Origin of the sequence: Moorena bouillonii PNG (assembly GCF_001942495.1) — a bacterium.
In the GTDB taxonomy this organism is placed as follows: domain Bacteria; phylum Cyanobacteriota; class Cyanobacteriia; order Cyanobacteriales; family Coleofasciculaceae; genus Moorena; species Moorena bouillonii.
Genome location: NZ_MKZS01000001.1, coordinates 3,938,765 through 3,965,542 on the forward strand (window position 1 = coordinate 3,938,765; position 26,778 = coordinate 3,965,542).

The window sequence follows — 26,778 nt, forward strand, 5'->3', positions numbered from 1 at the left end:
GCTCTTGCCACAACCGGAAGGGCCGACGACGGCAACGAATTCTCCCTCGTCGGTCTTGAAATTCACATCGCGGACCGCGACCAACTTGCCGTCGGCAGTATCGGAATTGAATTCCTTGGTCACGGACCGGAATTCAAGCGCCATAGCCGTTCTCGTTGTGTGCGTCGTCCAGCGACCGGTTGATGGATTGAAGCTCCGTCAGGAGTGAATCGCGTGTCCAATCCGTGCCACCCGATCCAGGCGCGACGAGCCCTTTGGCCGTCAGTGCTTCCGCGACGGCATCCATATCATGCACGCCCTCAGAGAAGATTGCCTCCAGCGCATCAGCCAGTGCCTGCTCTTCTCCGGTGAGCGGCCTGCCTCGGGACTGCACGTCCAAAGGAAATTGCGCTCGACGATCGAGGCGAGATGTCATCCAGTCATTGGCGTCAGACATGGGTGGCCTGTTCTTATTTGAACACATTGTTCAAATATAACCATATCAACCGAAATTCTTGTTTGCAAGTCGATGCCCAGATTCATGACTGGCGGTCAGATGTAAGTTGAGCAAACATGGTGTGAAAACGTCGTTCGAGTCGCCGGAAGATGAATTGATCCAAACGCCAGAACTTGCGTTGCATTGTAGCGAACCGATGAAAGTGAACCCATGCACACCCACTATCCCGTTGACCTTGCCACTGAATTTGCGACCAGAGAGCGGTGTCATATCGTCGAGCTTTTCAATCATTCCGCAAACCCGGATTTGTCCATCGCCCGGTGCCGCGTCGAGCCGGGAGTGACAACGGAACTGCACGCGTTGGCCGGAATTTCGGAAGTCTATGTTGTGCTGGAGGGTGAGGGGCGCATGGAAGACGGTGAAACCGATGGCCGGATGATCGGGCCTCTTGATAGTGTCGTTATTCCACCTGAGACGCCGCAACGCATCGTCAATACTGGATCGGAAGATCTAATCTTTCTGGCGATCTGCTCAGGCCATTTCACGCCGGAAGCCTATATTGCGCTAGAAGGGCCACCGGTAGATGAAACGGCCATGCGACCGCCAAAACCCTGAATGGGGCAGATCTGGTGTGCCTTGCAGGATGAGACCTGATCACCCGTTCTGCAGAAACTCAATTTCAACAAATGCACACTCGAAATCATTGCCATTGATCACATCATGCTCGACGCCAAGCTCGCGGTAATAAGGCACTCCGGATTGTAACGTGGCTGTGGTGCGCTCACCATTGCCCAGATCTATTTCCAGCACCCCGTCAAACAGCGGAACGACAATGTAATCATAGGCATGCCGATGCCAGCCCGTATTGTCACCACGCGACTTGAAACGCCATTCGGTCACCCGGGTCCGTTCGTTCTCTATCATGACCGTTGGAATTGCCGATCCCGTACTGTCTGAAGCGCACATTGAAGACCCCTTGCTCAACTCGGAGATAAAGGTCGATTGTCGTGAACGGTGAGTCAAGCGCGTGCGGCTTGTTCGGATCTGACAACAAGAGCATTGACTCTAGGCCGCCCCTCCGACAAAAAATATGACATATTTTTCGTTTTGTTGGACATTCATGATATTTTCACGCAATTCCGATGACGGCGAGACTGTGGTGGGCCTGATTGCCAGTGCCCTGAGGCGAGACATTTCGTTCGGCGAATTGCCGCCAGACCGCCGGCTGAAAATCGAGGAACTTCGGTCGGCCTATGGCGGGTCCAGCCATTCAATGCGGGAAGCGCTGACGCTGCTGAGCTCTGAAGGGCTGGTGGAGGCCAATGCCCAGCGCGGTTTCCGTGTGGCTTCGGCCACCCAGGCAGACCTTGAAGACATCACGCGGATGCGCTGCGAAATCGAACGCCTCGGTCTTCAATGGTCCATGGAGCAGGACGATGTGGCGTGGGAAGCAAGAGTGATTGCCGCGCACCACACTCTGTCCCGAGCCTCCAGATCAGTCCAATCCGAGCCGATGGAAGGCGCATTGGCATGGGATGAGGCCGGACGGGAGTTTCACGCGGCTCTGGTTTCGGCCTGCGGCTCACCGCGGCTGGTTGCCACCCATGCACGGCTTTACGATCAGTCACGCCGTTTCCGCCTTGCCGCCCTTCGTGAGAACCGTATCGACTTTGCCGCGGAAGCGAAGATTCACTCTGCGCTTTTGACAGCCATCGTGGATCGACAGGCGGATAAGGCAATTGAACTGCTAACAGCAGAAATCGAATCCATACTCGATCAATAATCACCATCCAGGGAGGAAAAAGGATGAGCATTTTGAACAGAAGACGCGCGCTGAAGCTTGCTGGCTTCGTCGGCGGGCAACGGCGCTGCTGATGGCTGGTATCGCCCATGCCGCGGACACGAAAATCAATGTTGGTGCCCTGCGCTTTACCAGCCACGCTGCCAGTTTCGTGGCGCTTGAGCGCGGTTACTTCAAGGATGAAGGACTGGATGTCACGTTCAAGTTCTTTCAGGCCGCTCAGCCGATGGCAGTGGCGGTTGCCTCTGGAGATGTCGACTATGCAGTGACGGCGATTTCCGGTGGTCTCATATCGCTTGCAGACAAGGGCGCGATCAAGATTGTCGGCGGGGCACTAGTCGAAGAAGCCGGTATTGATGGTCAGAAAATTCTGGTCTCGGACGCTGCATATCAGGCAGGCATAACCTCACCCTCTGCACTGGATGGCAAGAGCTGGGCGGTAACCCAGGCCGGCTCATCCTTCCACTACATGGGCTCGAAAATTGCCGACAAGGAAGGCGCCACTTTGACCTTCAAGCCGCTTCAGAAGGTTGGCGCTGTGATCGGTGCTATCAAGTCTGGACAAGTCGACGCCTGGTCCATCGTGCCTCACATCGCCAAGCCCCTGGACAAGGGTGGCTCAGTGCACATCATTGGCAATGTCGCTGATTATATTCCGGATTATCAGGTCACTGTCGTCTTCACCTCTGCCGACAACGCAGCCAACAAGCGTGACACGACAGAAGCTTTCCTCAGAGCGTTCTCAAAAGGAGCAGCTGACTTCAACGCAGCGCTGGTCGACAAGACGGCAGGTGATGAAGCGGCCGAAGACATGGTGAAACTCATTCACAAATATGTCTACACGGATCGGCCCTACGAAAAGGCTGCGCCAAGCATTCGCAACGGTGCCATGCGCATTTCAAAGGACGCTGCGCTGAATACGGCATCGGTGATGGATCAGCTCGAATGGTTCCAGGCCGAAGATCTGGTCAAGCCCACGATCACCATCGACACGCTTGTCGATGCGTCTTACACCTCACAGTGATCTGACGAATTGGAGCAGCCCGTGACAGGGCTGCTCTAAAAAACGGATACTGTAGAGAACATGGACCTGCGACTGGAAGCGATCGGCCACCACTATGGTGACATGGAGGTGCTGCGCGGCATCGATCTGGATATTCCAGCTGGCCGGGTCGTGTGCGTTGTCGGACCCTCGGGTTGCGGCAAATCCACCTTGCTGCGTCTGGTGGGCGGGCTTGAACGACCGTCAACGGGCAGGGTGGTGCAGATTGGTGAGCCACCTCAGGACAGTATCAATCCACTGACCTATATCTTTCAGGACTTTGCACTGCTCCCATGGCGGACTGTCGAGGGCAATATCAGCCTGGTCCTCGAAGACCATGGCATTCGCGGCGCTCCGGCCCGTGAGATGATCGATGATGTCCTAGCGCGAACCAAACTCTCTGATTTCCGGAAGGCTCTGCCCAAACAACTGTCCGGGGGCATGAAACAGCGGGTGGCTATTTCCCGCGCACTGGTTGTTCGTCCTGCAGTGATGCTGATGGACGAGCCGCTATCCGCGCTCGACAGTCAAACCCGTGAACTTCTCATGGACGATCTCGTGTCCCTGTGGACTCGTGAACCATTTACTGCGGTCTATGTGACGCACAATCTGAACGAGGCGGTGCGGCTGGGGCATCATATTGTGGTTTTGTCTCGCAGACCGGGATGCATCCGGGAAATCGTCGAGATTGAAAAACCTCTTGGAGAGAGAGGTCTGGGTGACCCGGATCTCGATCGCCAGCAAAAGCACCTTTGGAATCTCATGCGGGACGAGGCGCTGGCGGCAGATCAGGAATTGCTCGATGTCTGAGATCAGCCGCACGGACGCACAAAAAACAGTCGCGTTTCGCGGCGGTGGCTTTGTGCCGCAATCTCAAAGATGGGTCGGTTTCATTGTCTTTGTTGTGCTCATCGGCCTGATGGAAGCAGGAACCCGAAGCGGCGTGATTTCCAATCTGACTTTGCCGCGCCCTTCGGACGTGTTTGCGACATTCCTTGATTTGTGGCGCAGTGGCCTGTTGTGGCAGCACCTGCTGCCATCCATCAGCCGATTGATCATCGGCGCGGCAATTGGTGCTTCGGTCGGCATAGGCATTGGCATTCTGATCGGCTTGTTCTCCCTCATTCGGGCGGGCCTCGTGCCTCTCGTGGCAGCCATTTTCCCGATCCCCAAGATTGCGCTTCTGCCACTCTTCGTTATCTGGTTCGGGATCGATGAACCCTCCAAATATGCACTGATTGCGTTCGGAACTTTCACACCAACGGTCGTGGCGACCTACGGTGCTGTCGACAATGTCGATCGATCCCTGATCCGAATGGGACAGAGTTTTTCTCTGTCCTGGCTTTCCATCGTGACCAAGATCGTATTGCCCGGCGCCATGCCCGGTATTTGAGAACTGCTATATATTGATCTATTTATTTATACTTTCTTAACATCCTGGATTGTTGACGGATCCAAAGCGCCCTGTTCTCCTTTCACCGTAACTGTCCCATTTGAAATTGGTGTACTTAGGTTTATTAGATTACATTAGTTGAGTTATGGATCTAGTTAAATCGGAAAGCGTCAATGTATCAAATTCTACCGAAGTTCCTCAAAAAATCTACTATGTTCAATTAATTATGATGAAACCTCATACACCTTAAACAAATCATGCGGATTGAGCAGTTGCAGGCATTTCTGGCAGTCACCCAGACAGGTAATTTTGGACAAGCGGCACAAAAATGCGGCGTAACACAATCGACTATCAGTAGACAAATTCAGTCTCTGGAAAGCTATCTGGGTATGCCACTGTTTCATCGCACTGCTCACGCCAAGTTGACTCTTGCAGGGGAACAGCTGTTACCCCGTGCTCGTAAAATCTGTCAAGAGTGGCAAACTGCTACCCAAGAATTAGCAGATTTGATCGCAGGGAAGCAGCCAGAATTGTGTGTAGCGGCAATCCAATCAGTCTGCGCTCACTACTTGCCACCGATCTTAAGGCAATTTTGTCAGGCCTATCCTCAAGTGCAGTTACGAGTGACGGCCCTCGGAAGCGATCGCTCTTTGAAGGTACTGCGAGATGGTCTAGTGGATGTGGCCATTGTCATGAACAATCGCTTTTTGACCACTAGTTCAGAGATGGTAGTTGAGGTACTCTATGAAGAGCCGATCGAAGTCCTGATGGCATCAGACCATCCCTTAGTCAACTATCAACCAGTGCCCTGGTCAGAACTGATTAAATACCCACAAGTAGTCTTTAAAAGTGGCTACGGGATGCAACGTTTAGTACAGCAGCAGTTTGCCCGGCTAGGGGCTAATTTGCGGGCAGTTATGGAGTTAAATACCCTAGAAGCATTCCAAGGAGTAGTGCGCCAAGGAGAATTGATTGCCCTATTGCCCAAATCAGCCGTGATCAATGTACAGCAAGACTCTACTCTGGCTGTACGATCCCTCGAAAAACTACCAGAATCCGTGGCTAGCTCCAACAAACTAGTAGGTAGCATCTCTGCCTTGGATTCCAAGTGGACTCGTCAGGTGGTCTTGGTCACGACTCGCGATCGCTTAGAGATTCCACCAATTCAGCATTTTTGTAAACTGGTGCGTCAGCTGGACATGCCAACAGTTCAGGCTTGGAACGTCCAGCTGCCAGCCCTTGCTCAAGCTTGATCACTGTTTCCAGCTTTGGACTAATCACTAATGAGTAATGCCTTCAGGGAATTATTAAAGAAAGTGGGCAGTGGTGTACACACTGGGAAAGCGTTAACTCGTGAGGAAGCCACCACTGCAATCCGCCTCATGTTGACACAAGAGGCTACACCAGCGCAAATTGGAGCATTTATGATTGCCCACCGCATCAAACGACCGACCAGTGAAGAACTGGCAGGAATGTTAGATGCTTATGATCAACTTGGACCAAGGTTAGAACCCTGGGACATCAACCATGGGCAAGATGCCTCTCGGTCACTTTCGTCTGCTTCATCCCTGGGGATTACAGTGTTAGGAACACCCTATGATGGACGAAACCGTACTGCACCAGTCACACCCCTGACCGCCTTAGTCTTAGCTACTGCTGGGGTACCTGTGGTCATGCATGGGGGAGATTGTATGCCCACTAAGTATGGAGTCCCCTTGATTGAGATTTGGCAGGGATTGGGAATGGATTTCTCCCAACTTTCTATGCCCCAGGTGCAACAAGTATTGGAGACAACTGGCTTAGGATTTATCTATTTACCCCAGCATTTTCCCCAAGCTGATCAGTTAGTTTCCTACCGCGACCAAATCGGTAAACGTCCACCGATAGCAACCATGGAACTCCTGTGGTCTGCCTATAGAGGAGAGACTCATCATGTTGCCGGGTATGTTCATCCACCTACAGAAATCCTGTTTAGACAGACATCTCAGCTGCGTCTGGTCAAGAATTTTACCTTTGTCAAAGGCTTAGAGGGTAGCTGTGACTTACCACGCGATCGCACTGCCATCATAGCCATTAGTGAACCATCATCCAGGGAGGGGTTTGAACGTCTGCTACTCCATCCGAGTGAATACGGTTTGCCTGGCAAGGACTTACCGTTTGAGTCAACCACTAAACTGCTGGCACAGTACCAGGAAATCCTAAAGGGTAAATCCAACCCATTGATGCCAGCTACTATCTGGAATGGTGGGTTTTATCTGTGGCGTTGTGGTGTTTGCCCAGATTTTAGAGCAGGTCTGGCCAAGGCTGAAGATTTATTCACCAGTGGTAATGTGGCTCAAAAATTTAACGAAATTGTTGATTACTTGCACAAGGTTAAATAGAAAAAAAGCCAGCGGTTGACAGTAAACCGTCAACCGTCAACAATCAATAAAAAACCATCAACAAAAAACCAAAATACTCAACCAAATTACTGAACCAACGTTCTTGCCGGAGGTGGCGCAAAGGTCGGAGACAATTGGGAGGGATATTGATCAACAGAAATACAAGTGTTTAGAGCCTTGTCAGGGCTAGCGACATTGGCACTATTCAAGCCAATAACACATTCAGAAAATTGCTCTGGCAGGAGGCTACGACGACAGTGATCCAGCACTGAGTTAGCATTTATGTTTTCAATCTGATTGTCAATATCAACCACACACCTAGCTAATTCCAAAGGTCGTCGGACTCGTGTACAAGCACCTAGGGCTTTTTGACCTGCTAATGAGGTCAGTACCTCAATTTTTAGTACACACAACGATAAATCCTCAGGTTGTAGTGCCTCTGAACAAGCTTGTGATGCGATTTCTGAAGTTATATTGGCCGCTTTAAGATCTTTGGCACACAAACTAAATCCATTCCCAGCAGTGGCAGAACCATTAGGAATCCCTAGGGTTACTAGGCCAGCGATTGCCAACTGAGTAGTACAAAATTTCAATAAAGATGTATGTCTAAACCTACTTTGCTGCTTCATAACTAGTCTTAGTCGATAAAATTTTATAAGCTATAAATTCTAAGCTATCAATTATAAACAATCAAGGTCTTGATTATGTTAGACGTTGATTAGGGTTCCGTGGTAAATCCATCACTAACTACCAATCAACTTAGGTCGTTTTTAACAACTTGCTATGATAGTCGATATTTTGAACCCCTAATCTGACAATTACTCATTCTTTGTAAGCTATCCCTTAGGGATATCTAATCTGTTTATACCTATGCTTATGCGATTCTACCAATTTTTAAGTCAAACAGTTCGCTCACTTTACTCTAATAAGCAGGTGACTATGATCCTAATGCTAATGGCATTGTGTGTCAGCTGCTCCCCAAAAGAATCCCCTGACCTTGAGTTAGAACTCAGTGTAAAACCGGCCAGTCGTCCTGGTGCGTATACTGTATCCGGTACTAGTAATCTACCTAACCAAAGTCAAATTGCTGTGGCTGCTATTCGCTATTTGCGTCCGACACAACAGCCTTTATTTGGTTCTAACCCCCTAGGCACCTATTCTATTTTGGATCGCCAAGTTGTTGAGGTAGACGAGCAGGGTCAATGGGAAGCTAGGCTTAACCTATGGGAGGTGGCACCAGATGGTCGCCTTCAGGAAGCTTGGCAAATCAATCAATTACAAGGACGATTCTCGGTTAGCCCCAATAATAGTGTCTCTTTCTTAGCTACCTATGAGCCCTATGGTCACCTAGGAAGGGCTGAAGAGCAACAGCCGCAGATTCCAGAGATGGAAGGTGACCTCGTCCGATTTAATAATGATGGTCAACCTTACGTAAAGGCAAGTTACACTCTACCGATAGCGCTACCTAGTGGCAGGAAATCAGTACCTAGCATTAGGGCAGCAGAACGCAATGGTGGCTGGGGAAACCGCTCAGAACTTAGACCCCAAAGATCGGTTAGTGGTAGTATTAGCCCACAAACCAATTTAAAAAATCAAAGCGATACTCCACTCTCGCCGTCAGAGTTTTTCCGATAAGACAAAACCTTTATCTTGGTTCATAGTTCATGGTCATGGTTCATGGTTGGTTACTATCAAGCCTGAACCATGAATAATATTAATAATAATACTAATTATAATACTCAGCAACACTGTGCAAGGTCTTAACCGACATACCCTAACAGTTTTATTTAATGAGCGCTATGATCGCGTTTTGTTGGCGCTTTTTGTGAACAGGATCAATGTGATATCAATTGTAACAATCCAGTAATTAGCTAATCCCAAATTAATCTATGGATAAATTGAGGTTATAATTGTGAATTTGGAAGGCAAAAATGGTCAACTAAATTCAGCAATTTTGACTAATTGCCAACAGTCAACTATCTATACATAACTATCTGGAGTAAATTCCAGTAGATGCTTTTTAGCTTATGGTTCGATAACAATGCACCCTAATCGTCTAACAACTTGTCTTAAACCTTCCTAACCCTTTACAGACCAGGACTTAACAAGTTGTTTGGATGCTCGATTGGCTACAGGTACCTCAATCCCTCGACTTTTCTGTGTGCCATCAAGGGCAGATTGTAAAGAAGCCATCTGAGTCATAATTGTTTGAAGTTGAGTGTTGAGTTGATCCAGCTGCTCGGGTTTTGGTGAACTCACCTGGATAGGTTGGGTGACTACAGGTTTTGTGCGCACAAAACCTAGAAACGTTTGTGCTGAGGCAAACTTCTGGGTTACATCCTCTACAGACCTTGTAGGGGTTGTTATGGAGGGCTCTTCAACAAAATTCGAGCTAGTCACTATAGTTTCAAAGACTGGCTGGAATTCAATGCTGTTATCCTGAGTTTCCGTAACCTTTTCTATAACTTTGTCGGTAACTTTGTCGGTAACTTTTTCCGGAAGGTTTTCTATAACTTTGTCGGTAACGTTTTCCGTAACGTTTTCCGGAAGGTTTTCTATAACTTTGTCGGTAACTTTGTCGGTAACGTTTTCCGGAAGGTTTTCTGTAACTGTTTTCGGGGTTTCTCCCTCATCTCTTATAAAATCACTGAGTCCAGAAGCTTCCAAACTCGACAGAGAAAGCTTAAGGTCTTCTAATTCTTTTTCTTTTGCCTGGATATCCTCAGCTAGAGTGGAAACTTTGTCCTGAGTTTGAGAAAATTTATGGGCGGAGTGTTGCCACCCTGAAATTGCCAAACTGGCTACACCGACTCCCAAACTTAAGGCTCCAACCAAGCCTAGGTAAGGGGGAGCAAGATCCTTAATTTCACCATCCATCCACTGTTCTCCCTGAATGCGAATGGATACTGGTTGTGAGCCAAAAATTGCTACTGGTAAGGACAGTACTGACAATACCGCTGCTGCAAGAAGAACGGGTTTAAAAAGGAATTTATTCAGAGGAGAGCCTGACATGTTGTATAGTTAACTGTTAAAACTACTCGTGTTACTATTTACCTCAAGGGCTGTTAGAGAAATTCCGCATGGTACGGTTTTTTCACTCTGGTTAGCATCTTGGCGTTTAAGCAGTGACTAGGAGAAACTACATGCTTTGAGTACCTGCTGCACTTTTTGCTTCTTCTAAAGTTAACCATGTCTATCAGCAATTTTCTGTAAATTACTTATGAATCGTCCCACCAAATTGTAAATTTTATGTGAAGTCTTTATAAAGGTATAAAGGTTAGGTGAGATAGGCCATTTTTTCAGCAAAAATGGAGGTAATCAGGATAAAACAACCGTTTTAATCAAATTATCGGGATTAAATTGCTATAATTAGCCAAAAAGCAGGTTTAAGCCAGGTTTTGTATATAGGTAGCTACTAGTGGGAAGTCTAATCACTCCGATCGGTCACCTGTAGGGTAAAATCAGCATTGAGCCAATTCCTGTGTCACAGGTGAACATCCTGATCAGGAATGGGGTGAGGCCATTGAGAGTAATTTAAATAACAATGATGATGGTATGATGCCATAACCAAGACTACATGGGATAGGTAACTCGGCAGTGGCATTGTTGTTGCGGAAAACTCGAACATTACTAAACTCATAATAGCATATAACCAACATTTATCAATGGGAGGTACCTCGTCCTGGGTTAATGGGAATAGGGAGTAGGGAATACCTACGCAGCACTGCCTTAGGGAGCTAGTTGCTAATCTGACTCCCCATCTTACCACACCTGCCACACCTGCCACACCTCCCACACTTCCCATATTATCCCCATTTCCCCACACCTGCCGCGCCCCCGCCTCAGACTATTCCCTGATCCGAAGTTCCCTATTCCCTACACGCAGCCTTATCAATTAACGTTTCATCAATCGCTGTCATCAACAACTCATTTACAGATATGCCCGATGCTTTCGCCATAGAAGCAATCACACTTTTAGGCGAAAAAGAACAATACAATCCTGCTTCTAGAAACCAAGGTTGCCCCTGTGGGTCGATACGGAAGTCAAAAAGACTGTAGTGGCGACAGCCCAACGCCTGATGACACCTCTTGGCTACTTCCTGAACTGGCTCTGTTAAAGGGTCACTAGGGTCTAGCATCCAAGCCTTAACACCATCCTTAGCAGTCAAACTCAAGTTACCATTTTCTGTTCGTTTTAGTTTATCCTCATAGTTGCGAATCGGGTGGTCATGGGAATTCACCAGATACTCTTCCAGGGGTAAACCCACTAACTCGCCGTCTTTGACAACGATTCCACATCTAACTTCCCGACCGAGTTCGATGTACTCTTCGACTAAGACCTCATCTGAATGTTCAAAGGCTGTTTTCAGGGCAGCGTCATAGTCAGCGACATTTTTGACTAAAGCTACCCCGCAAGAATTGTCAGAACTAGCAGGTTTGATCACTACTGGCGGCTTAATGGTGGGAATGTCTCCCTGGCGAAGTAGTTCTCCAAAAGGTACTTTAACTCCTGCCGCTGCCACAATCGCCTTAGCTCTGGCTTTATGGGCAGTTAGTGCCATCAAATCTGGGGTATTGCCCACATAGGGAATATTAAGCAAGTCCAATAGGGCACGGTATTCAGTCATGCCAGGGATACAAAACATTTGTGGCAGCACTAGGTCAATAGTTTTTGCTGTTATGAACTTTACAGCCTCAGAGAGGGACATGGGTTTGGCTGCCGCGATGTCTTCCTTACTGAGGGATGAGGGAAACCGCCACTGGCGATCGGGGGTGATGTAGGCAATATGAAATTCGTAGAGAGAAGGATTCGCCGTTGCGGCAATACAGTCTTGGGCATAGAGCCGTGACAAATCGCAGTAAAAGTCATTGTCTGCAGACCCAACTAAATGAAGAATGCGAAGTACTGACATAACTAATCTCCTCTTATAAAGAACTAAACTAAACAACTAAAAACGGAATCATTTAGGATGTTTCAAAAACTGAGCAATTCCATAGACTGCCATTCCTGCAGCCATACCTGGAAGCACTTCATAAATAGCACTGGACAAATCAAGTCCTAAATTCCAAATCAAAGCTGTAGCAATCCCAATTCCCATCATTGCGATCGCTGTGGTAAGATTGACTGGTCGCTGCCAAACTCTCAAGATTAATAAAGGACCCAAACCTGAAGCCAGAGCCGACCAAGAAAAAGTTACTAAAGCAAAGACATTGTTATTTCCAAGTAGGGCGATCGCCAAAACTACTGCTGTTACAGTTAGGGTTCCTACTTTTGCGAATTGGTAAGATTTAGCTGCAGCCGGAAAAATATCTTGGGTTAGGGCAGCTGAACAAGAGAGTATTTGAGAATCTGCTGTGGACATAGTGGCGGAAAACAGCCCAGCGAGCATCAATCCCACTAAAACCACTGGTAACAATTTCAACGATAGGTAAGGAAGTGCCAATTCTGGATCCCCGGAAGCCAACAAATCTGGCATCAGCACTCGCCCTGTTAAGCCAATACCCATAGCTGAGATAGACGTTACTAACCCCAAAGCAGCTTTGAGATTTCTGGCAAAAGCAATGTTGTCGGGTGAGTCAATCGCCATAGCGCGCACCATAATGTGGGGTTGTCCCACCACACCAAAACCAGCTACTACCCAACCAATAAAGAAAGGCGCAAATCCCCACGGTTGCTGAGAAGAATTCCACTTGATTAAGGCTGGGTCAATGGCTGCCAAAGATTGCCACATTTGCCCGGTTCCACCACAACTCGCAACCGCCACCACTAACAACACTAACAAGGAACCGATCATGATTGTTGCTTGTAGAGCATCGGTCCAAATTGAGGCGCGAATTCCTCCAGAAAAGCAGTAGATAACGACAATTACTGCTCCTATAATGATGCCTAAATTATAGTTCCATCCGAACACAGCATTGAGTGCTTTGCTTCCTGCTACCAGTTGGGCTGCGGCGTAGGAACCTAGAAATACTATAGTAATTATAGCAGAGATAATGGCAATTAAACGGGAGCCTTTCATATTTTGACTTAGAAAGGAAGAGACAGTATCTGAAGCAGTTTCCTCAGAGAGCTGTCTCAACCGTTTGAAAATAAAATACCAAGCAAGATAGTCCCCAATTGCCCAACCAATGGTCAGCCAGAGGGAGGAAATGCCTATTTTATAGGCATTTCCTACTTGACCGATGAATAATAAACCACTTTGACCAGTTGCCATTGCTGATAGTGCTGTCAGCCAAGGGTTGACATTGCGACTAGCCAGTAAATAATCGGTGGTGGTATTTTGTTTGCGGGTTGCGGAGTAAATGCCCACTGCTGTAAATAACAGCAGGAACATGATAAACGTCAGTGCAATCCCAACTTGTTTAGCCATTAGGTTTGTTTAGGGGTTAATGAGCGATTGCTAGGGATTGTTAATCTTATTGACTAAATCTCTGCTCATTTGATTATATGGCACCACAAGTGTTTAATGTTAATACTTCGATGTTTCTAATATCAAATTTTGATAGATGCAGTAGTTAAACTCAATTATTAGCAGATTCAATTGCCGGTTTAATGGCAGATCTGCTAGAAATAGCCAAATACATTCCCACTAAGATTACCACAAAACTGACTAAAGCTAAAAAAGTAAGAGGTTCTGATAAAATCGCCCAACCTTCGAGGGAACTGAGAACAGGAACAATCAACCCCACTAGGCTAGCAAACCCTGAAGATAACTTTTTGAGGCAATAAGTCCAAAGTCCTATACCCAACATTTGACCAACGACGGCTAGGGCGATTACTGAAAACCACCCAGTTAAGGAACTCGGAAAAAGTTGCTCTTTAGAAAACAACACCGTAACAGGTAATAGCAACAGACAACTAGTTGTTGAAGACCAAGTCATAATCGTCACAGAGTTAAATTTAGTCCGAAGTTGCTCAGCTATTAATGGGTGTACCCCAAAAAATATTGCTGAGACTAACGCTGCCAAATCCCCTAGTAGTTGTGGGCCTATTCTAAATGACAACAGCTCATTGATTTCTAGTAACGTAACTCCTGCGATCGCAACAAACATACCCACGATAAACCGACGGTCAAAGAGTTGACCAAACGCTAGCCAGCCTCCTAAGATAGTAAATATGGGAATCAAATTATGGATAATGCTAGAGTTAGCAACGCTGGTCTGGGTTAAAGACCAAGTCCAACATATTGTACCCATCGCTAAAAGTAGCCCATCGGCAATCAGTAGCCTTTTTTCTGCTCCCAGATAGTTTTTCTGTAGTTTAGGTTCAGCGTCCTGCTTGTGCTGACCCGCATTTAACCAGCTATTCAGTAGTCCAAAGGCAACAGCGGCAATCCAGAAACGATTAAATGCTGTAGCCTTTGGTCCTATTTCTAATTCACTTAAACGGATAAAAATTGGTGATAAAGACAGACAAATTATGCTACCTAATAATGCAGCTAAAGAATCTATTGGAAATGAAGATAAGTACTGTATCCGTGATAATTTTCCTTGAGCATTCATGTTATTCTATAGATTTATTTAAACCCTAGGTGATAGCATAAACCATAACACCTGTAGTTATTGAATGGGTAGTGAAAATTTTAAGTAATAGTTTATTTTGATGCTGTTGTTGTCGATAGTAAAGCAAAGAAATAGTAAAGTCAATAAATAGCTTACTATTGGAAATTAACTGTGCTTACCATTTAGGTAATTAGTTAACACTGAACTCAATAGACTCAATAAATGTCAAAGTGGCAAAAATACGACTATTGAAGGCTAAAACAAAACTCCTGTTAACTCCTGTTCTGTGATTTATAGATTTAAAAATTTGAGATGCACCCATTAAAAAAGCCTATGCTGCTTACAGTTAGACGTTTTTAACAAGCTGTGGTGTAATTTTACTAGATTGGGTTACCAAACGTATCTAGAAACACATTGGTTGACAAGGGTAAACGGCCTATATTTTTTCTTGATTCTGCTGCATAACCTACAGCCACAAGCACAACGATTGCGATGTCAGGCATATTGTTAACTTCAATCACCTCTTTGACTTTTTCCTCTAAAGGGTGATTGATCATACAAGTTGACAAACCCAAACTTTCTGCTGCCAGAACTAAATGGGTCGCTGCCACCATGGTATCTTGAACTGCCCATTCGCGAGCTTTATTTCCTAGTTGTTCCACTAATGCAGGGATACCTTTTTCCAGCATGTACTCTACCACTTTGTCACTGTATGCGCCATTATCCTTGGCTTGCTCTAGAATGTGTGGTACTTTTTTCCAGCTGTTGATATCTGCAGTAAAGACAAAGCTTATTGGCGCACTAGCAATAATTTCTTGACGGCTGTAAAGCCTAGGATTAAATTCACTAACGTCATCTGCATCAGGATAAGCTTTCGCTAATGCTGCTTTTTTTTCCGGATTTTGGACTACAACAATTCGCCATGGTTGTACATTGGAAGCACTAGGAGCAGCCACTGTCAGATTAATCAGCTGGTCTATTAGTGCTGGCTCAATCGGGTCAGGCTTAAAAACTCTGATCGAGCGTCGTTGTTGGATGGCAGAAGGGACATCTAATGGTGTAATTGTGTTCATTTTTTAACTCCTCTTTACCTTGTTTTTACCTTTTAGTATAAAATTATAATAAAACTAAATTTGTACACTATATATCTTCTATTAAATTGCTACTTGAGCGCTCAAATAATATAAAAATATGATTCTAAATTATTAATATTATTATAATTAACTATTATCTAATTGATTCCCTAAGTTTAACTTGGCTATGTTTATACTAAAAATTTATACTTAATTGAATGATTAAGGCTAAATTAACTAGAATACTAAACTCCAAACTTGATCGCAGACCTACTAGAGAGCGCCAAATACATTCCGAATAAAATTACCAGGAAACTTACCAAAGTCCACAGTTCAATATTTTCTGATAAAATCGCCCAACCTTCCACAGCAGTAAGAGCTGGAATAAGCAAAAGTAGTAGGCTAGCAAACCCAGCAGATTACTTTTTAAGGCAATAAGTCCAAAGTCCTATACCTAGTATCTGACTAAAGAGGGCTAGAGCAATGACTAAAAAGCACCCAGTTAGAGAAATCGTAAAAATTTGCCCTTCGGCGAGCACATAAACGGGTCATAGCGGCAATAGCAATAGAGCTATAGCTAGCATTTACAGATGGTTATCAAGCTTGCTATATTGTTATAATTTTAATTATTATTAAAATAATTACTATTAATTTGGGCTGCGCAATAGCCAGTGTAATCCTAATTGAAAAAGGTTGCTTCCTATTACTAGTACTAAGATAGCAAACACAGAGAATATCCCTTTTTTGATCGGAGAATCCTCTGTCGCCGTGGAGGTAGACTGGGGTTGCGGTTGGGTGTCACTAGAGAGTACAGGTAAAGTAGCTTTAGCGATCACTCCAGCTCGCTCCTCTTGCAGGCAGCGGACTTTGGTGGTAGCGTAGTTAGACCAACCCCGTTGCTCTGCTTCTTCATAGTCTTTGACTGTCAAGCTTAAGTGGTTAACACAGATATTACTCTGATTAGCCATCCCTAGAGCAATCCGCAAATCTTTATGGAGTAGTTTAACCGTAAAGGCTGGGTGCTTAGAGCTGTCATCACAGCGCCGGGAAAACCAATAGTGGGGTAAACCGTGAATGTCCCCAGCATTCTGACCAAAGGATCCAAACCGCAGGGAATCCCAAATAATTTCTAGGGGTATCCCTTGGGCTAAACCTAAAGTAATTCCTTCACTCACGGCTTGGACTGCAACAGCATTGACTGCGTTGTGGATGAGTTTGCATTTAGTCCCCGTGGTAATCTCTCCACAGTAGAGAACTTGATCAGCCATAAGTTCCAGGATAGGCTGCACTCGCTGGAATGTGACTTTTGAGCCACTGGCCATAATTGCTAAACCCATACCACCTTTGCTTTCGGCACCTACAGGGCAATCATTAAAGGGGGCATCTAACATTTCAACCCCCAGTTGCTCCATGGCTTGATGAAGTCTGAGTATGGTTTCGGGAGAGTTGGTGGTAAGGTCTATGTAGACACTGCCAGAGCGCAATCCTTGAGAGAGATTCTGCGGACTCTCTAGCACGGCTGTGATCACATCGGCTGGAGTTGGTAGGGCGGTAAAGATTATTTCCGAATAAGTGGCAAGTTCAGCACAACTCTGGACAATACACGCACCTAAAGGCTGCAACTGAACCATGGCATCTGGATTGATGTCGTAGACATAGACCGAGTAGCCATGGGCTAGAAAATTAGCAGCTTGTCGCCCTCCAATATTGCCGCAACCTATGATACCGATGGTGGGATGATTGAGGGTAGATTCCTGATCCGAAGTGTTGTTAATTGGTAACATATGTTGATTGCTTAACTTTTTTGATAGGGCGAATCTTAAGCCGAACGCTATTTAATCCCCACCCAATTCTACTAATTTACCAATATTAAAATCAATCCTTACCCAGCCTTTTAGTTTCCGTAAATTCTCTAATAATAGTAAGGTAATTTGCCAATGGGGTACGGTTAAGAAGGGTAAGGGATCGTTGACTTGAAAAATGGCATCTGTACCCTTGACAATCTTTTTAATCCACCCTTGTAAAGCTGACCATGACCTGATCTCAGTCAGCCGCCAAATTTCATGATAGAGCCAGTAAGTTGGCTTACTGTCAGGGCGGGGCACAATCGGTGCTTGATTTTCCTCATCACTATCTTTTAGGTAAGCATCTGCTAATCCTGGATGATTGTAAAACATGGTGATAGCAGAATGGGTGCGAGGATTACATTCAATCGGATAGACGGTGCCGTCTTCGGTTTGAATGAAGTCAAAGGAAATTTGTCCTGTCAAATTTAATTCCTTGACAAATTTCTCCACCCATGCAAGTATTTCAGGTTTATCAAGATGCTGATAATTGACTTGGAAGGGAGACGATGGGGAACAGCAGTGAAGTCTAATTTTTCCGTTGCGGACTGTACTGTGGGTGCAATACTCCTGACCGGTAATAAACTCTTGCATTGTCCAAGGGTTTTCCTTTGTAATAGGAAGATTTTTGACATAATCTTCCATTCCTTCAAAGGGAAACTTGGTCATATCCAAGCGAGAAACTGAATCATACTGAATGCTTTTGAGAATATACCGACTCCCATCTGCTTTGAAGTCAAAATCTAGAATTTGTTGTGGATCGGTAATTAGGAAAGACTTTGGTGCTGATAATCCCAAACAACGGGCTTGCTCGCACAATGTAAATTTGTCGTCTAACATCTGGGTGATGTCAGGAGAAAAGTGGATGACTTCGCAGTAGGGGGAGAGTAACGTTCCAGCGACAGAATCATAATAGCTCGCTACTGGGCTAGATACGGGAATGAAGGCATCAATGTTTTCTTTTTGAACAATTTTTAGTAAGGCTTGGGAATAACCATTGGGATATTTTTCTGGTGCTGGCACGGTATAAAACCCTTTAACCGCATTAGAAAATCGGTGACCAGATAGCCAATATTTATGAGTTTCAACTAAAAAGACATTGTGCCCAGACTTATGAAAAGAGCGAGCCAGTTGCAGGGCTTTGGTCATTTTGCCCCCGGTAATCAAGATGTTTTTGGAACCTTCAACAGGTATTCGTCCTCTGCGAAATGGGGAAGTTATCCAATTGATTACTAGGGAAATAAAGACGAGGGTGGCATTTAGAGGCAAGGCAATTAACAGTAAGGTTAAGGTGCCGATATTTTTTAGTAAAGCAATCATTATTTACTAGGGGAAGAACAAGGCAATGGAGCTGTTCATTGCCTTTTGTTTATTGTCTGATCGTAATTTATCTAGGTGCGTCGGATGATAGTTAAACCATCTCGCAACGGTAGTAACACTTGTTCTACTCGGGGGTCATCCGCTACAAACTGGTTAAATTTAGCGATCGCACTTCCATTGGCAGTTTGTTGCTCTAGGGGTAAATAAGGTTGTCCCTGAAGCAGGGTATTATCCACACAGATAAAGCCACCAGGAGTCAATACATCCCTGTCTAGCAAGACCTTGAAATAATCGACATACTCCTTCTTATCAGCATCAATAAATACCAAATCGAAGGATTCCTGGGCATCTGCCAACTTTTCTAGGGTTTCCAAAGCTGGAGCGACTTCCACTTTAATTTTGCTGCCGTGAGGAGATGCTTCAAAGCAAGCACGGGCAAAGTCGGCGACATATTGATCGACTTCACAGGCAACTAAGTCCCCATCTTCAGGCAAGGCTTCTGCCATGGCTAGAGCAGAATATCCAGTAAACATCCCGACTTCTAGGATGCGCTTTGCCTTAGTCATGTAGACAAACAACTTGAGGGTTTGTCCTTCAATATGCCCAGAGAGCATCTCTTGCTCCAACTGGCGCACGGTTTCTTCATCTGAGAAAAGCTTGCTCCAATCTTCTCTTGCCGTTTTCTGGGCTAAGGCCGCTAGGGCAGGAGACTCTGGAGTCGCACATTCTTCAAGGTAAGGGTCGATGCCAGCGGCTAGGGCTAGTGCTTGTTGGAGAGACGCCATCACAGAAGCGGGCACTTTCTCCTGTTCGGCCATCTCCACGATTCCTTCCAGCTGTTGCACTAAAATTCCTAAGGGAGTTACGGGCCTTGGAGTTGGGGGACTTTGTAATAGGTTAGTCATTTTTACTCCTTTTATTCAAGGCCGAGGTCGCTGAGGTACATTTCTGTGCCTTTTCCATCATCAGGAAAAGAAGAACATAATTCCTTATGCTTGTCAATGGCTAGTTGTAGCAATCCTGACGATACTTCTTGAGCGTAATCACAGGAACCAATCCCTGTTGGCAATGGAGCCCATAAACCCCCTTCTCCTCGCTTGCGCCGCATATTTTTCTGACCTTCAAGCATCAGGTCAATATCTTCTAGGATGGGGTGGTAAACAGACAGACCCAGAGAGCGACACAAAGCGATAATGCGATCGCGTTCTTCTGGTTTGACCCAGCCCATTTCTGCCGCTAAAGTCGCGCCGAACGCCATGCCAATGGTGACAGAATGACCGTGCATTAATTTAGCAGCAGGTTCAAAGCGAGGACTCCAGGTGTGACCATAAGCGTGGGGACGGTCTTGGTAAGTCTCGAACATATTTGTTCCTTCATGCTTCATGTAGGAAAACAATGCCCGATAGATCACTGTATCAGCGATCGCTGCCAGTTTTTCATCGCCATCCAAAGTGGCAAAGTGAGTTTCTACTAAGCGGGGACCGTATTGTTCCATTAACTCAAACAGAACCGGATCATCGGTGACTGCCATTTTAATAATTTCTGCCATACCGTTGCGGACGTGACCTGTCGCCAAAGTACGGAAGAAACTGCGGTCTACCAAAGTCATTACTGGAGGATGATAGGAGCCAATGCTGTTCTTGAATTGGGCACCGTTAGTGCAAGTGCGGGGGGATGGACCAGCATCAATAGCAGCCACAACCGTAGTTCCGACCATAATATAAGGAGTGCGTCGGTGCTGCAGGGCGCAGGCAAGTCCGGCTACATCACTGAGAACACCGCCACCTACCACTAGTACGGGTTCGTTACGGGAAACGTCGCAGCCATCTTTACCTAAAAATTTCAGCAAGCGGTGGACGGTTTCGGGAGTTTTGTCAGATTCCCAAGCGCGGCAGGGCTGCAAGTTAAGAGGAATTTCATACTCCTCGAAGTAGCGGCGAATTGACGCTCCGTAAAGCTCATCTACGGTCTGATCCACAATTGCTACACAACGACCGCGACGACTGTAAACCTCTGCCAAGGTGGGATTGGCAGGGTTGAAAACTCCGTCTACTAATTTAACTGTTGCCTTTAGCGCATAGGTAGCAGAGATTTCAAAAGAGCGACCGTCTCCACTAGCAGCGATTTCTCCATGACCGGTGTACCACTCTGAAGTGCGGTACTTTTCTGGGTGGTGGAATTGAATAATTTGCTCTGACTCTGAAGGAGAAAGCTTTGGTGATCTTGGATTCGCTTTAGCTTGAACCATAATTGTGCTGCTGGGATATTCCTTGTTTGGGTGTTCCGAATGGTATGGAAGAATTTACATGGCAAGGCAGATTTCTAGGTAGAATTCCGTCCCCCTAGCCCGCCAATTTTGCGGTGCGACCCGTGGCGAATTTAATTCGACGACTGCAAGCACACCGGGGCAGGGAACAAAACCCTCAACTTCACCGAAAATTAGGGAAGCAACGGGGGATTTACCAAAACCAGACCATCTAAATTCATTCTTTAATGTCTTTATGCAAAGCGCGAGGGGGGAAAACCCCCTTTGGCTGTACCGGTAGTCACTCATGGGGAAGAACCCCCTTTGGCGGCGCTACTTCGCTGCATTGCTTGAGCAACGCTAATTTTACATTTTCTTTAGATTTGCTTTGTAAAGAGTGACTAGCTTAACCTTAGCATCGCTACTTAAGTATTGTAACAAAAATTTACAAATTTTCCTAGGGGTAGCGACAAATTTTTTTAGAAAACTGTATTTCTAAGAACAGACTTAATGGACGGTAAAGGTTTAATACAACCGGAGCACTCCACTGCGAATGATGGCAACACAGGCAGTCAGGACGAGCCTCTTCTAGGGTGAAGGGCATCATTCCTTGTGGTTGACATTAGGCGGCCATCCTATTAAGATAAGTATTTATTACTACTAACCGGCTGCTCGGGCTAATATCAAATCCGGGTGTAGACTTATTGTATAGAGTGAGTCGGGAAAGATCTATGCCCAAACGGCTGAGCCTATTACCTCATCTTAGTTGTGAGGAATTGGAAGAACGGTATCGTCAAGCCAGTGATGCTGTAGAACGCAGCCAATACCAAATCCTGTGGTTGCTGGCAAAAGGTAAGCAGACCGAAGAGGTGCGAGAGGCAACAGGGTATTCATTGCGCTGGATACGGGTGATTGCCAAGCGCTACAACCAACAGGGGGAAGCCGGGGTAGGTGATGGTCGGCATCATAATCGTGGAGCCGAACCTTTACTCGACGAGATTCAACAAGCCCAACTCCTACAAGCTATAGAAGCCCCTGTGGATGAGAGCGGGTTGTGGAATGGTCGTAAGGTAGCTGATTGGATGAGTCGAGTGCTCGACCGTCCGGTTGCGCCTCAACGAGGTTGGGAATATCTCAAGCAGATGGAGTTTCGGCTACGGCTGCCCCGTCCGGAGCATCAACAGCAAGATCCCATCAAGCAAGAAGCCTGGAAAAAAAACTGCCTGAGCGAGTAGAGCAGTTACAGCAGCAGCACCCGGGGGCAGAGATTGAGTTGTGGGCGATGGACGAACATCGAGTTGGACTCAAACCTATGGTGCGCCGCCTCTGGGTTCCCTGGTGGGAAACCCCTATTGCCAAAGTGCAGTGGCGCTATGAGTGGGTTTGGGTATGGGGTTTTGTGCATCCAGCTTCGGGTCAAACCTATTGGTGGTTGTTACCGAGAGTAAACATTCAACTGTTCAATCAAGTCCTGGCTGACTTTGCCCAACATTTCAGCTTAGGCCAAAATAAACACGTTATTTTAACTGTTGACCAAGCCGGTTGGCACACCGGTCAGGATATCGTGCTACCAGAAGGATTACATTTAGAGTTTCTTCCCCCTTACTCCCCTGAGTTGCAACCTGCAGAACGTCTTTGGTCAATCTTGGATGAGCCGATTGCTAACCGAACCTTTGAGAACATCTTTGAGTTAGAGCAACTTCTATGTAATCGGTGTTGCGTACTACTAAAACAGCCTGAGTTGATCCGGGGACTCACCCATTTTCACTGGTGGCAGGATGCCAAGGCTTAACAGTAACTATTTAGCCGGATTTCATATAACCCCACTCACAGTAACCATACTCGTAATCATCACCCTCCTCAATTCCTGATTGCGACCGGTACAGCTGTTGTGCTATCACTGCCGTTTCAATCGTGGAGAAAATAGGTAGGGAGATGGTCAGGTGGTCATATGGGGATAATTTTCCACAAGCGATGCAGGGAGGTAGCGCGGTGTTGGGGATCCCCCCCATGAGCGACTACCGGCTTGGTATTACGGGTTTTCTTGATGAGCAACTGCATCAAGAAATATTCATAGTCGGGGTTTTCGGCAAATTTGATCAACACTGATTTTTGCTACTTAACATTTCGTTACCCACGTCAGTAGATTAAAGCAGACTAATTAGTATGGTGTCAAAGGTGCTTATTCGCTTATTTTTAATCAAATTTAGTTTTATTTAGCCATTTACCTATCCTTATATCCTATTATCTCCGAAAATAATTAAATTATTGTCTTTTTAAGCTGTATTAACTGTGGTGAAAGGGACTGGGGTGGTTCACGCTTTCCAAATTTTGTTCAGGGTAAACAAATTTTAGTTAAAAATACCTACTGAATATGAGAGTAATAAAATAAGTATTTTTGCTTATTAATTCTGATTAAGGTTTCGAGAATTTAGATGGGTTTGCCCTCGGAATCAAAGCTGTAGCAATCCCAATTGCCATCATTGCGATCGCTATTTATTACTTCTGTTGCTTCTGGTAGCTTGGCAGTGCTTGTTTCTGTGCTGGTGGTAAAGGTAATGCTGGTTTATGCTACACTACCAAATCCTTCGTCTACTGTTTCATTGAACGATCGCACTGTGGTTATAATTAGGTCGGCATCATCCTCGTTAAACACCCCATCGAGTCCTTCATAATGGAGGTCGGTAAAGGGGGTTTCGTATAGCAGTCCGGGATCCATTACTCCGTTCTGGGTTAGGTAATCAATGATTGTCTCTACAAACCGGATCTGATTAGCACTGAAGTTGGTTACTTGTAGGTATTTGCTAAAGGCTTCCTTAGCAGCATTGCGATCTAAACCTACTATTTTACGGATGAATAGTTTGAGACTTATATCTTGACCATACATTTCAAAGAAGCGATCGCGTCCTCCAATCTCCTCAGCAGTAAACAACATTTCTTCTAAGGCAGTTAGATCTGCTTCTGTCAGAGAGACATTGCGCTTCAGTTTGGCAATGGTAATATGGTCTTCATTATTCTTAATATAAGTTTTTACCTTCTTGTGGTATTGTTCGCGACTAAAGCCTGTTTGCTGACTGGGGACATCTACCTCTACGATTTCCCCTAGTTCATCCTCAAAGTTGGTGTATACAATAATATTTTGCTCTTTCTTATCTATGAATTTGATCAGGTCGCGGAGGGAAACTCGCAGTGATTCGATCTGACTGGGGGTTACATCCGACCACCATGTTTCTTCTCGAACCTCTTCGATCAGAGGAAGTTGTTGCTTTACCATGGGGATGGTTTGTTTTTCCTCTAGGCGGTCTAGTAAGTCTCTGACTTTATCTCTGAGTTGGATGAAATCACGGGATTTCTTAAGGATGGCTAGTTGTATTTTTAGACAAAGTAGATCGAAGCGTTTACTTCCTTCGTTTTCTTTGGGTAGTCCGTTGGGGAGGGATGCTAGGGTTTGGATCCCCCCTAACCCCCCTTGAGTAAGGGGGGAATTTAATGGGGTTTCAATCCTGCTCTGGCCTCCCCCTTGATAAGGGGGACGGGAGGGGGATCCCAGGGCGGAACTGGATGATGGGAGCTGGTTGAGGTTGTTCCAGTTTGTGCGATCGCTAAAATAGTCTACTGTCGGTAGATGTCGGCGTACTAGAAAGTTACCTTTCTCCATTGTTGCCACATGGTGATGGAGTTTATCTAGTAATGAATCCCTTAGTTGATCATACTCTGGGTTATTGCTTTCTCTGATAGCATCATTTAACCTAAGACGAGCGTTAAAGATTTGACCGGTTAGGCTTTCTGGTGGCTTTGGATCTGATTCTTTGATATCCTGACTGAAGTAATCAAAATTGCTACAGAGGTCGAATATCAAAAAATTATCTTTATCTTGTTCTACTCCAAAGAGTTCTGGACACAGACGAGTTCCCCGTCCAATCATTTGATTGAATTTAACTCGGGAATAGACGGGCTTGAAGAAGACTAAGTTAACGACTTCCGGAACATCTACCCCAGTATCTAACATATCAACAGATACCGCTATGGTTGGCTCTTTGTTAGACTCAGAAAAATCATCAAGTAGGCTTTGGGCGTAGGAGTTATGACTATCAATGACTTGGGCGAATTTACCTTTATAATGGGGGTAATTCTGATCGAAGCGTTCCACAATAAACTCGGCATGGCTGTGGTTGCGGGCAAAGATGATAGTTTTACCTAAGCGATCGCCTCCTTCTACTTTTAGCCCTTTCTCCATTAATAACTCTAGAGCTTGGTCTATTGTATTACTATTAAACAGCCATTTGTTTATAGCTGCTGCGTTGACCTGGTCGGGAATTTCTCCTGTTTCCTCATCCCTGAATTTTTCCTCATAGTCTTCCCGTTCAGCTTCCGAAAGTTGGTTATAGTTTATTCCTTGGCGCAGGAACTTGAAAGGGACTTTAATACCTTGGGGTGGCACTAGATAGTTATCCGCGATCGCATCATTTAATTCATAAGCGAAAGTGGGAACACCAGGGTCTAGGCGAAATATACGATAAGTGTTTTTATGGATTTCATTCCTAGGAGTAGCAGTAAGTCCCACTAGTAGACTATCAAAATAGTCGAATAAAGCCCGATATTTTTTATAGATACTTCTATGAGCTTCGTCTACAATTACTAGATCGAAATATCCCGGACTAAACTGTAACTTCGAGCTATTATTACCACTAATGCAGTTGAACATAGTCGGATAAGTAGAAAGCACTACATTAGCGCTATCTGCATCTTTCTTATTCTTGGTTATGTCCACAGCAGTCACATTGGGTAAGTGCTTCTTGAAGTTACGAAAGGCTTGGGTTAGCAGTGGTGTACGATCCGCTAAAAATAGCACTCGTTTCACCCATTCCCCTCGCATCAGCAAGTCAACTAGGGAGATAGCAACTCTGGTTTTACCCGTACCAGTCGCCATCACTAACAGTGCTTTGCGCTTTTTGTCTTGGTCAAAGGTTTCCGTAATGCGGCGAATGGCTTCTCGTTGATAACAGCGCCCAGCAATATCTTTATTAGGTATGACTACATTAAGGCTTTTGCGATGGCTACGGCGAAAGATGATTCTTTCTAATTCATCCTTTTTTAGAAAGCCCTGAATTTTACGAGGGGGATAAGTGCAATCGTCCCAGATCCAATGTTCGTAACCGTTGGAATAAAATATGACTGGACGCTGGTTAAACTGTTTCTCTAAGCATTCGGCGTATAACTCCGCTTGATGTTTCCCTGTTTTGGGGCTGACACTGCTGCGTTTTGCTTCAACTAAAGCCAAGGGTTTGCCATCATCCCCCCAGAGTACATAATCAACATAACCCTTACCCGTATCATTGGGCATTCCTTGAACTGGGTACTCTTTCCACTCAGGTTGATCAATGTCCCATCCTGCTTCTTTCAGCAATACATCGATAGTGTAGCGCCGTGTATCAGCTTCGTTGTAGTTGTGGTTATCTGGAACTGTTTTATTTTGCTCCTTGAGTTTGTTTATTTCTGCTTTTAGAGTTTCAAGTTCTTCCTCTGTTTGTTTTTGCCGCTTTTCTGCGATGCTGCGCATTTCCGAGGCTTGGTTTAGCTTGGTTTCTAGTTCTTGAAGCTGCGCAATCGATAAGTCTTGTTGAGTTTTGGGGTCAGGGATAAGAGTGGGATCGAAGATGATCCCCCCTAACCCCCCTTGACAAGGCTATCCATTAGGCAAAAGTAGTCGAAACGGTGATAGAGACTAGGATTTAGGCAA

General features: G+C 45.7%; 22 protein-coding genes and 2 pseudogenes. 9 read left to right on the top strand and 15 right to left on the bottom strand.

The window, feature by feature from the left end; genetic code table 11:
• Nucleotides 1–133 precede the first annotated feature (133 nt).
• Nucleotides 134–436 (bottom strand): recombinase-like helix-turn-helix domain-containing protein, encoded by a 303-nt coding sequence (locus BJP37_RS16160; RefSeq protein WP_075900263.1) that lies wholly within the window; start codon nt 434–436, stop codon nt 134–136.
• 210 nt (nt 437–646) lie between these two features.
• Here BJP37_RS16160 and BJP37_RS16165 point away from each other — a divergent pair, with 210 nt between their 5' ends.
• On the top strand, nt 647–1,051 hold the full coding sequence (locus tag BJP37_RS16165; RefSeq protein ID WP_075900265.1) for a cupin domain-containing protein: 405 nt from the start codon (nt 647–649) through the stop codon (nt 1,049–1,051).
• Between the two features lie 39 nt (nt 1,052–1,090).
• Here BJP37_RS16165 and BJP37_RS16170 read toward each other — a convergent pair whose 3' ends face one another.
• Nucleotides 1,091–1,402: a cupin domain-containing protein gene (locus tag BJP37_RS16170; protein WP_075900267.1), complete on the bottom strand. Its 312-nt coding sequence runs from the start codon at nt 1,400–1,402 to the stop codon at nt 1,091–1,093.
• 154 nt (nt 1,403–1,556) lie between these two features.
• Here BJP37_RS16170 and BJP37_RS16175 point away from each other — a divergent pair, with 154 nt between their 5' ends.
• From BJP37_RS16175 to BJP37_RS16200, 6 genes and pseudogenes are all read left to right on the top strand, one after another.
• Nucleotides 1,557–2,219, top strand: a complete 663-nt coding sequence (locus BJP37_RS16175) for a GntR family transcriptional regulator (RefSeq protein WP_075900269.1) — start codon at nt 1,557–1,559, stop codon at nt 2,217–2,219.
• Nucleotides 2,220–2,310: 91 nt separating this feature from the next.
• On the top strand, nt 2,311–3,261 hold the full coding sequence (locus tag BJP37_RS16180) for an ABC transporter substrate-binding protein (protein WP_075900271.1): 951 nt from the start codon (nt 2,311–2,313) through the stop codon (nt 3,259–3,261).
• Nucleotides 3,262–3,321: 60 nt separating this feature from the next.
• The gene (locus tag BJP37_RS16185) at nt 3,322–4,089 is read left to right on the top strand and encodes an ABC transporter ATP-binding protein (RefSeq protein ID WP_075900274.1); all 768 of its coding nucleotides are present in this window, start codon (nt 3,322–3,324) and stop codon (nt 4,087–4,089) included.
• A pseudogene (locus BJP37_RS16190) lies at nt 4,082–4,669 on the top strand (ABC transporter permease); the annotation flags it as partial. The gene BJP37_RS16185 and the pseudogene BJP37_RS16190, both read left to right, overlap by 8 nt.
• A 260-nt stretch (nt 4,670–4,929) precedes the next feature.
• Nucleotides 4,930–5,925 carry a LysR family transcriptional regulator gene (locus BJP37_RS16195; protein WP_075900276.1) on the top strand — a complete coding sequence of 332 codons (996 nt, stop codon included), beginning with the start codon at nt 4,930–4,932 and terminating at the stop codon, nt 5,923–5,925.
• 30 nt (nt 5,926–5,955) lie between these two features.
• On the top strand, nt 5,956–7,053 hold the full coding sequence (locus tag BJP37_RS16200) for an anthranilate phosphoribosyltransferase family protein (RefSeq protein ID WP_075900278.1): 1,098 nt from the start codon (nt 5,956–5,958) through the stop codon (nt 7,051–7,053).
• An 86-nt stretch (nt 7,054–7,139) separates the two neighbouring features.
• On the opposite strand, the gene BJP37_RS16205 is transcribed toward BJP37_RS16200, so the two are convergent.
• Entirely contained in the window at nt 7,140–7,682 is a 543-nt protein-coding gene (locus BJP37_RS16205) for a hypothetical protein (RefSeq protein ID WP_075900280.1), read from the bottom strand.
• A 304-nt stretch (nt 7,683–7,986) separates the two neighbouring features.
• Between BJP37_RS16205 and BJP37_RS16210 the strand changes: the two genes are divergently transcribed.
• Nucleotides 7,987–8,688 carry a hypothetical protein gene (locus tag BJP37_RS16210; protein WP_158069612.1) on the top strand — a complete coding sequence of 234 codons (702 nt, stop codon included), beginning with the start codon at nt 7,987–7,989 and terminating at the stop codon, nt 8,686–8,688.
• A 444-nt stretch (nt 8,689–9,132) separates the two neighbouring features.
• On the opposite strand, the gene BJP37_RS16215 is transcribed toward BJP37_RS16210, so the two are convergent.
• The 10 genes from BJP37_RS16215 to BJP37_RS16255 all read right to left on the bottom strand — a co-directional run bounded on the left by BJP37_RS16215 (nt 9,133) and on the right by BJP37_RS16255 (nt 21,041).
• The gene (locus BJP37_RS16215; protein WP_075900283.1) at nt 9,133–10,065 is read right to left on the bottom strand and encodes a hypothetical protein; all 933 of its coding nucleotides are present in this window, start codon (nt 10,063–10,065) and stop codon (nt 9,133–9,135) included.
• A gap of 472 nt (nt 10,066–10,537) precedes the next feature.
• Complete coding sequence (locus BJP37_RS36665) at nt 10,538–10,858, bottom strand: hypothetical protein (protein WP_143727641.1); 321 nt, start codon at nt 10,856–10,858, stop codon at nt 10,538–10,540.
• 64 nt (nt 10,859–10,922) lie between these two features.
• Nucleotides 10,923–11,966, bottom strand: coding sequence for a D-alanine--D-alanine ligase family protein (locus tag BJP37_RS16220; protein ID WP_075900285.1), 1,044 nt, complete (start codon nt 11,964–11,966; stop codon nt 10,923–10,925).
• 48 nt (nt 11,967–12,014) lie between these two features.
• Nucleotides 12,015–13,424: a sodium/proline symporter gene (locus BJP37_RS16225; RefSeq protein WP_075900287.1), complete on the bottom strand. Its 1,410-nt coding sequence runs from the start codon at nt 13,422–13,424 to the stop codon at nt 12,015–12,017.
• A gap of 151 nt (nt 13,425–13,575) precedes the next feature.
• Nucleotides 13,576–14,556 (bottom strand): DMT family transporter, encoded by a 981-nt coding sequence (locus BJP37_RS16230; protein WP_075900289.1) that lies wholly within the window; start codon nt 14,554–14,556, stop codon nt 13,576–13,578.
• A gap of 380 nt (nt 14,557–14,936) precedes the next feature.
• Nucleotides 14,937–15,629 carry a nitroreductase family protein gene (locus tag BJP37_RS16235; protein ID WP_075900291.1) on the bottom strand — a complete coding sequence of 231 codons (693 nt, stop codon included), beginning with the start codon at nt 15,627–15,629 and terminating at the stop codon, nt 14,937–14,939.
• A gap of 647 nt (nt 15,630–16,276) precedes the next feature.
• Nucleotides 16,277–17,413 (bottom strand): NAD(P)-dependent oxidoreductase, encoded by a 1,137-nt coding sequence (locus BJP37_RS16240; RefSeq protein WP_075900293.1) that lies wholly within the window; start codon nt 17,411–17,413, stop codon nt 16,277–16,279.
• Nucleotides 17,414–17,464: 51 nt separating this feature from the next.
• Nucleotides 17,465–18,793, bottom strand: coding sequence for an ATP-grasp domain-containing protein (locus tag BJP37_RS16245; protein WP_075900295.1), 1,329 nt, complete (start codon nt 18,791–18,793; stop codon nt 17,465–17,467).
• 71 nt (nt 18,794–18,864) lie between these two features.
• Nucleotides 18,865–19,698, bottom strand: coding sequence for an O-methyltransferase (locus BJP37_RS16250; RefSeq protein ID WP_075900297.1), 834 nt, complete (start codon nt 19,696–19,698; stop codon nt 18,865–18,867).
• 11 nt (nt 19,699–19,709) lie between these two features.
• Nucleotides 19,710–21,041, bottom strand: coding sequence for a sedoheptulose 7-phosphate cyclase (locus BJP37_RS16255; RefSeq protein WP_075900299.1), 1,332 nt, complete (start codon nt 21,039–21,041; stop codon nt 19,710–19,712).
• A gap of 728 nt (nt 21,042–21,769) precedes the next feature.
• Between BJP37_RS16255 and BJP37_RS34500 the strand changes: the two are divergent.
• Nucleotides 21,770–22,830, top strand: a pseudogene (locus tag BJP37_RS34500) (IS630 family transposase).
• 155 nt (nt 22,831–22,985) lie between these two features.
• Here BJP37_RS34500 and BJP37_RS39315 read toward each other — a convergent pair.
• Entirely contained in the window at nt 22,986–23,144 is a 159-nt protein-coding gene (locus BJP37_RS39315; RefSeq protein WP_158069613.1) for a hypothetical protein, read from the bottom strand.
• A 460-nt stretch (nt 23,145–23,604) separates the two neighbouring features.
• Nucleotides 23,605–26,598, bottom strand: a complete 2,994-nt coding sequence (locus BJP37_RS16275; protein WP_075900303.1) for a type I restriction endonuclease subunit R — start codon at nt 26,596–26,598, stop codon at nt 23,605–23,607.
• Nucleotides 26,599–26,778 lie beyond the last annotated feature (180 nt).

Bases quoted from the DNA above. Each gene is read 5' to 3' on its own strand.
- BJP37_RS16160 (WP_075900263.1), bottom strand. From the start codon at position 436: ATGTCTGACGCCAATGACTGGATGACATCTCGCCTCGATCGTCGAGCG.
- BJP37_RS16165 (WP_075900265.1), top strand. From the start codon at position 647: ATGCACACCCACTATCCCGTTGACCTTGCCACTGAATTTGCGACCAGA.
- BJP37_RS16170 (WP_075900267.1), bottom strand. From the start codon at position 1,402: ATGTGCGCTTCAGACAGTACGGGATCGGCAATTCCAACGGTCATGATA.
- BJP37_RS16175 (WP_075900269.1), top strand. From the start codon at position 1,557: ATGATATTTTCACGCAATTCCGATGACGGCGAGACTGTGGTGGGCCTG.
- BJP37_RS16180 (WP_075900271.1), top strand. From the start codon at position 2,311: ATGGCTGGTATCGCCCATGCCGCGGACACGAAAATCAATGTTGGTGCC.
- BJP37_RS16185 (WP_075900274.1), top strand. From the start codon at position 3,322: ATGGACCTGCGACTGGAAGCGATCGGCCACCACTATGGTGACATGGAG.
- BJP37_RS16195 (WP_075900276.1), top strand. From the start codon at position 4,930: ATGCGGATTGAGCAGTTGCAGGCATTTCTGGCAGTCACCCAGACAGGT.
- BJP37_RS16200 (WP_075900278.1), top strand. From the start codon at position 5,956: ATGAGTAATGCCTTCAGGGAATTATTAAAGAAAGTGGGCAGTGGTGTA.
- BJP37_RS16205 (WP_075900280.1), bottom strand. From the start codon at position 7,682: ATGAAGCAGCAAAGTAGGTTTAGACATACATCTTTATTGAAATTTTGT.
- BJP37_RS16215 (WP_075900283.1), bottom strand. From the start codon at position 10,065: ATGTCAGGCTCTCCTCTGAATAAATTCCTTTTTAAACCCGTTCTTCTT.
- BJP37_RS36665 (WP_143727641.1), bottom strand. From the start codon at position 10,858: ATGGGAAGTGTGGGAGGTGTGGCAGGTGTGGCAGGTGTGGTAAGATGG.
- BJP37_RS16220 (WP_075900285.1), bottom strand. From the start codon at position 11,966: ATGTCAGTACTTCGCATTCTTCATTTAGTTGGGTCTGCAGACAATGAC.
- BJP37_RS16225 (WP_075900287.1), bottom strand. From the start codon at position 13,424: ATGGCTAAACAAGTTGGGATTGCACTGACGTTTATCATGTTCCTGCTG.
- BJP37_RS16230 (WP_075900289.1), bottom strand. From the start codon at position 14,556: ATGAATGCTCAAGGAAAATTATCACGGATACAGTACTTATCTTCATTT.
- BJP37_RS16235 (WP_075900291.1), bottom strand. From the start codon at position 15,629: ATGAACACAATTACACCATTAGATGTCCCTTCTGCCATCCAACAACGA.
- BJP37_RS16240 (WP_075900293.1), bottom strand. From the start codon at position 17,413: ATGTTACCAATTAACAACACTTCGGATCAGGAATCTACCCTCAATCAT.
- BJP37_RS16245 (WP_075900295.1), bottom strand. From the start codon at position 18,793: ATGATTGCTTTACTAAAAAATATCGGCACCTTAACCTTACTGTTAATT.
- BJP37_RS16250 (WP_075900297.1), bottom strand. From the start codon at position 19,698: ATGACTAACCTATTACAAAGTCCCCCAACTCCAAGGCCCGTAACTCCC.
- BJP37_RS16255 (WP_075900299.1), bottom strand. From the start codon at position 21,041: ATGGTTCAAGCTAAAGCGAATCCAAGATCACCAAAGCTTTCTCCTTCA.
- BJP37_RS16275 (WP_075900303.1), bottom strand. From the start codon at position 26,598: ATGCGCAGCATCGCAGAAAAGCGGCAAAAACAAACAGAGGAAGAACTT.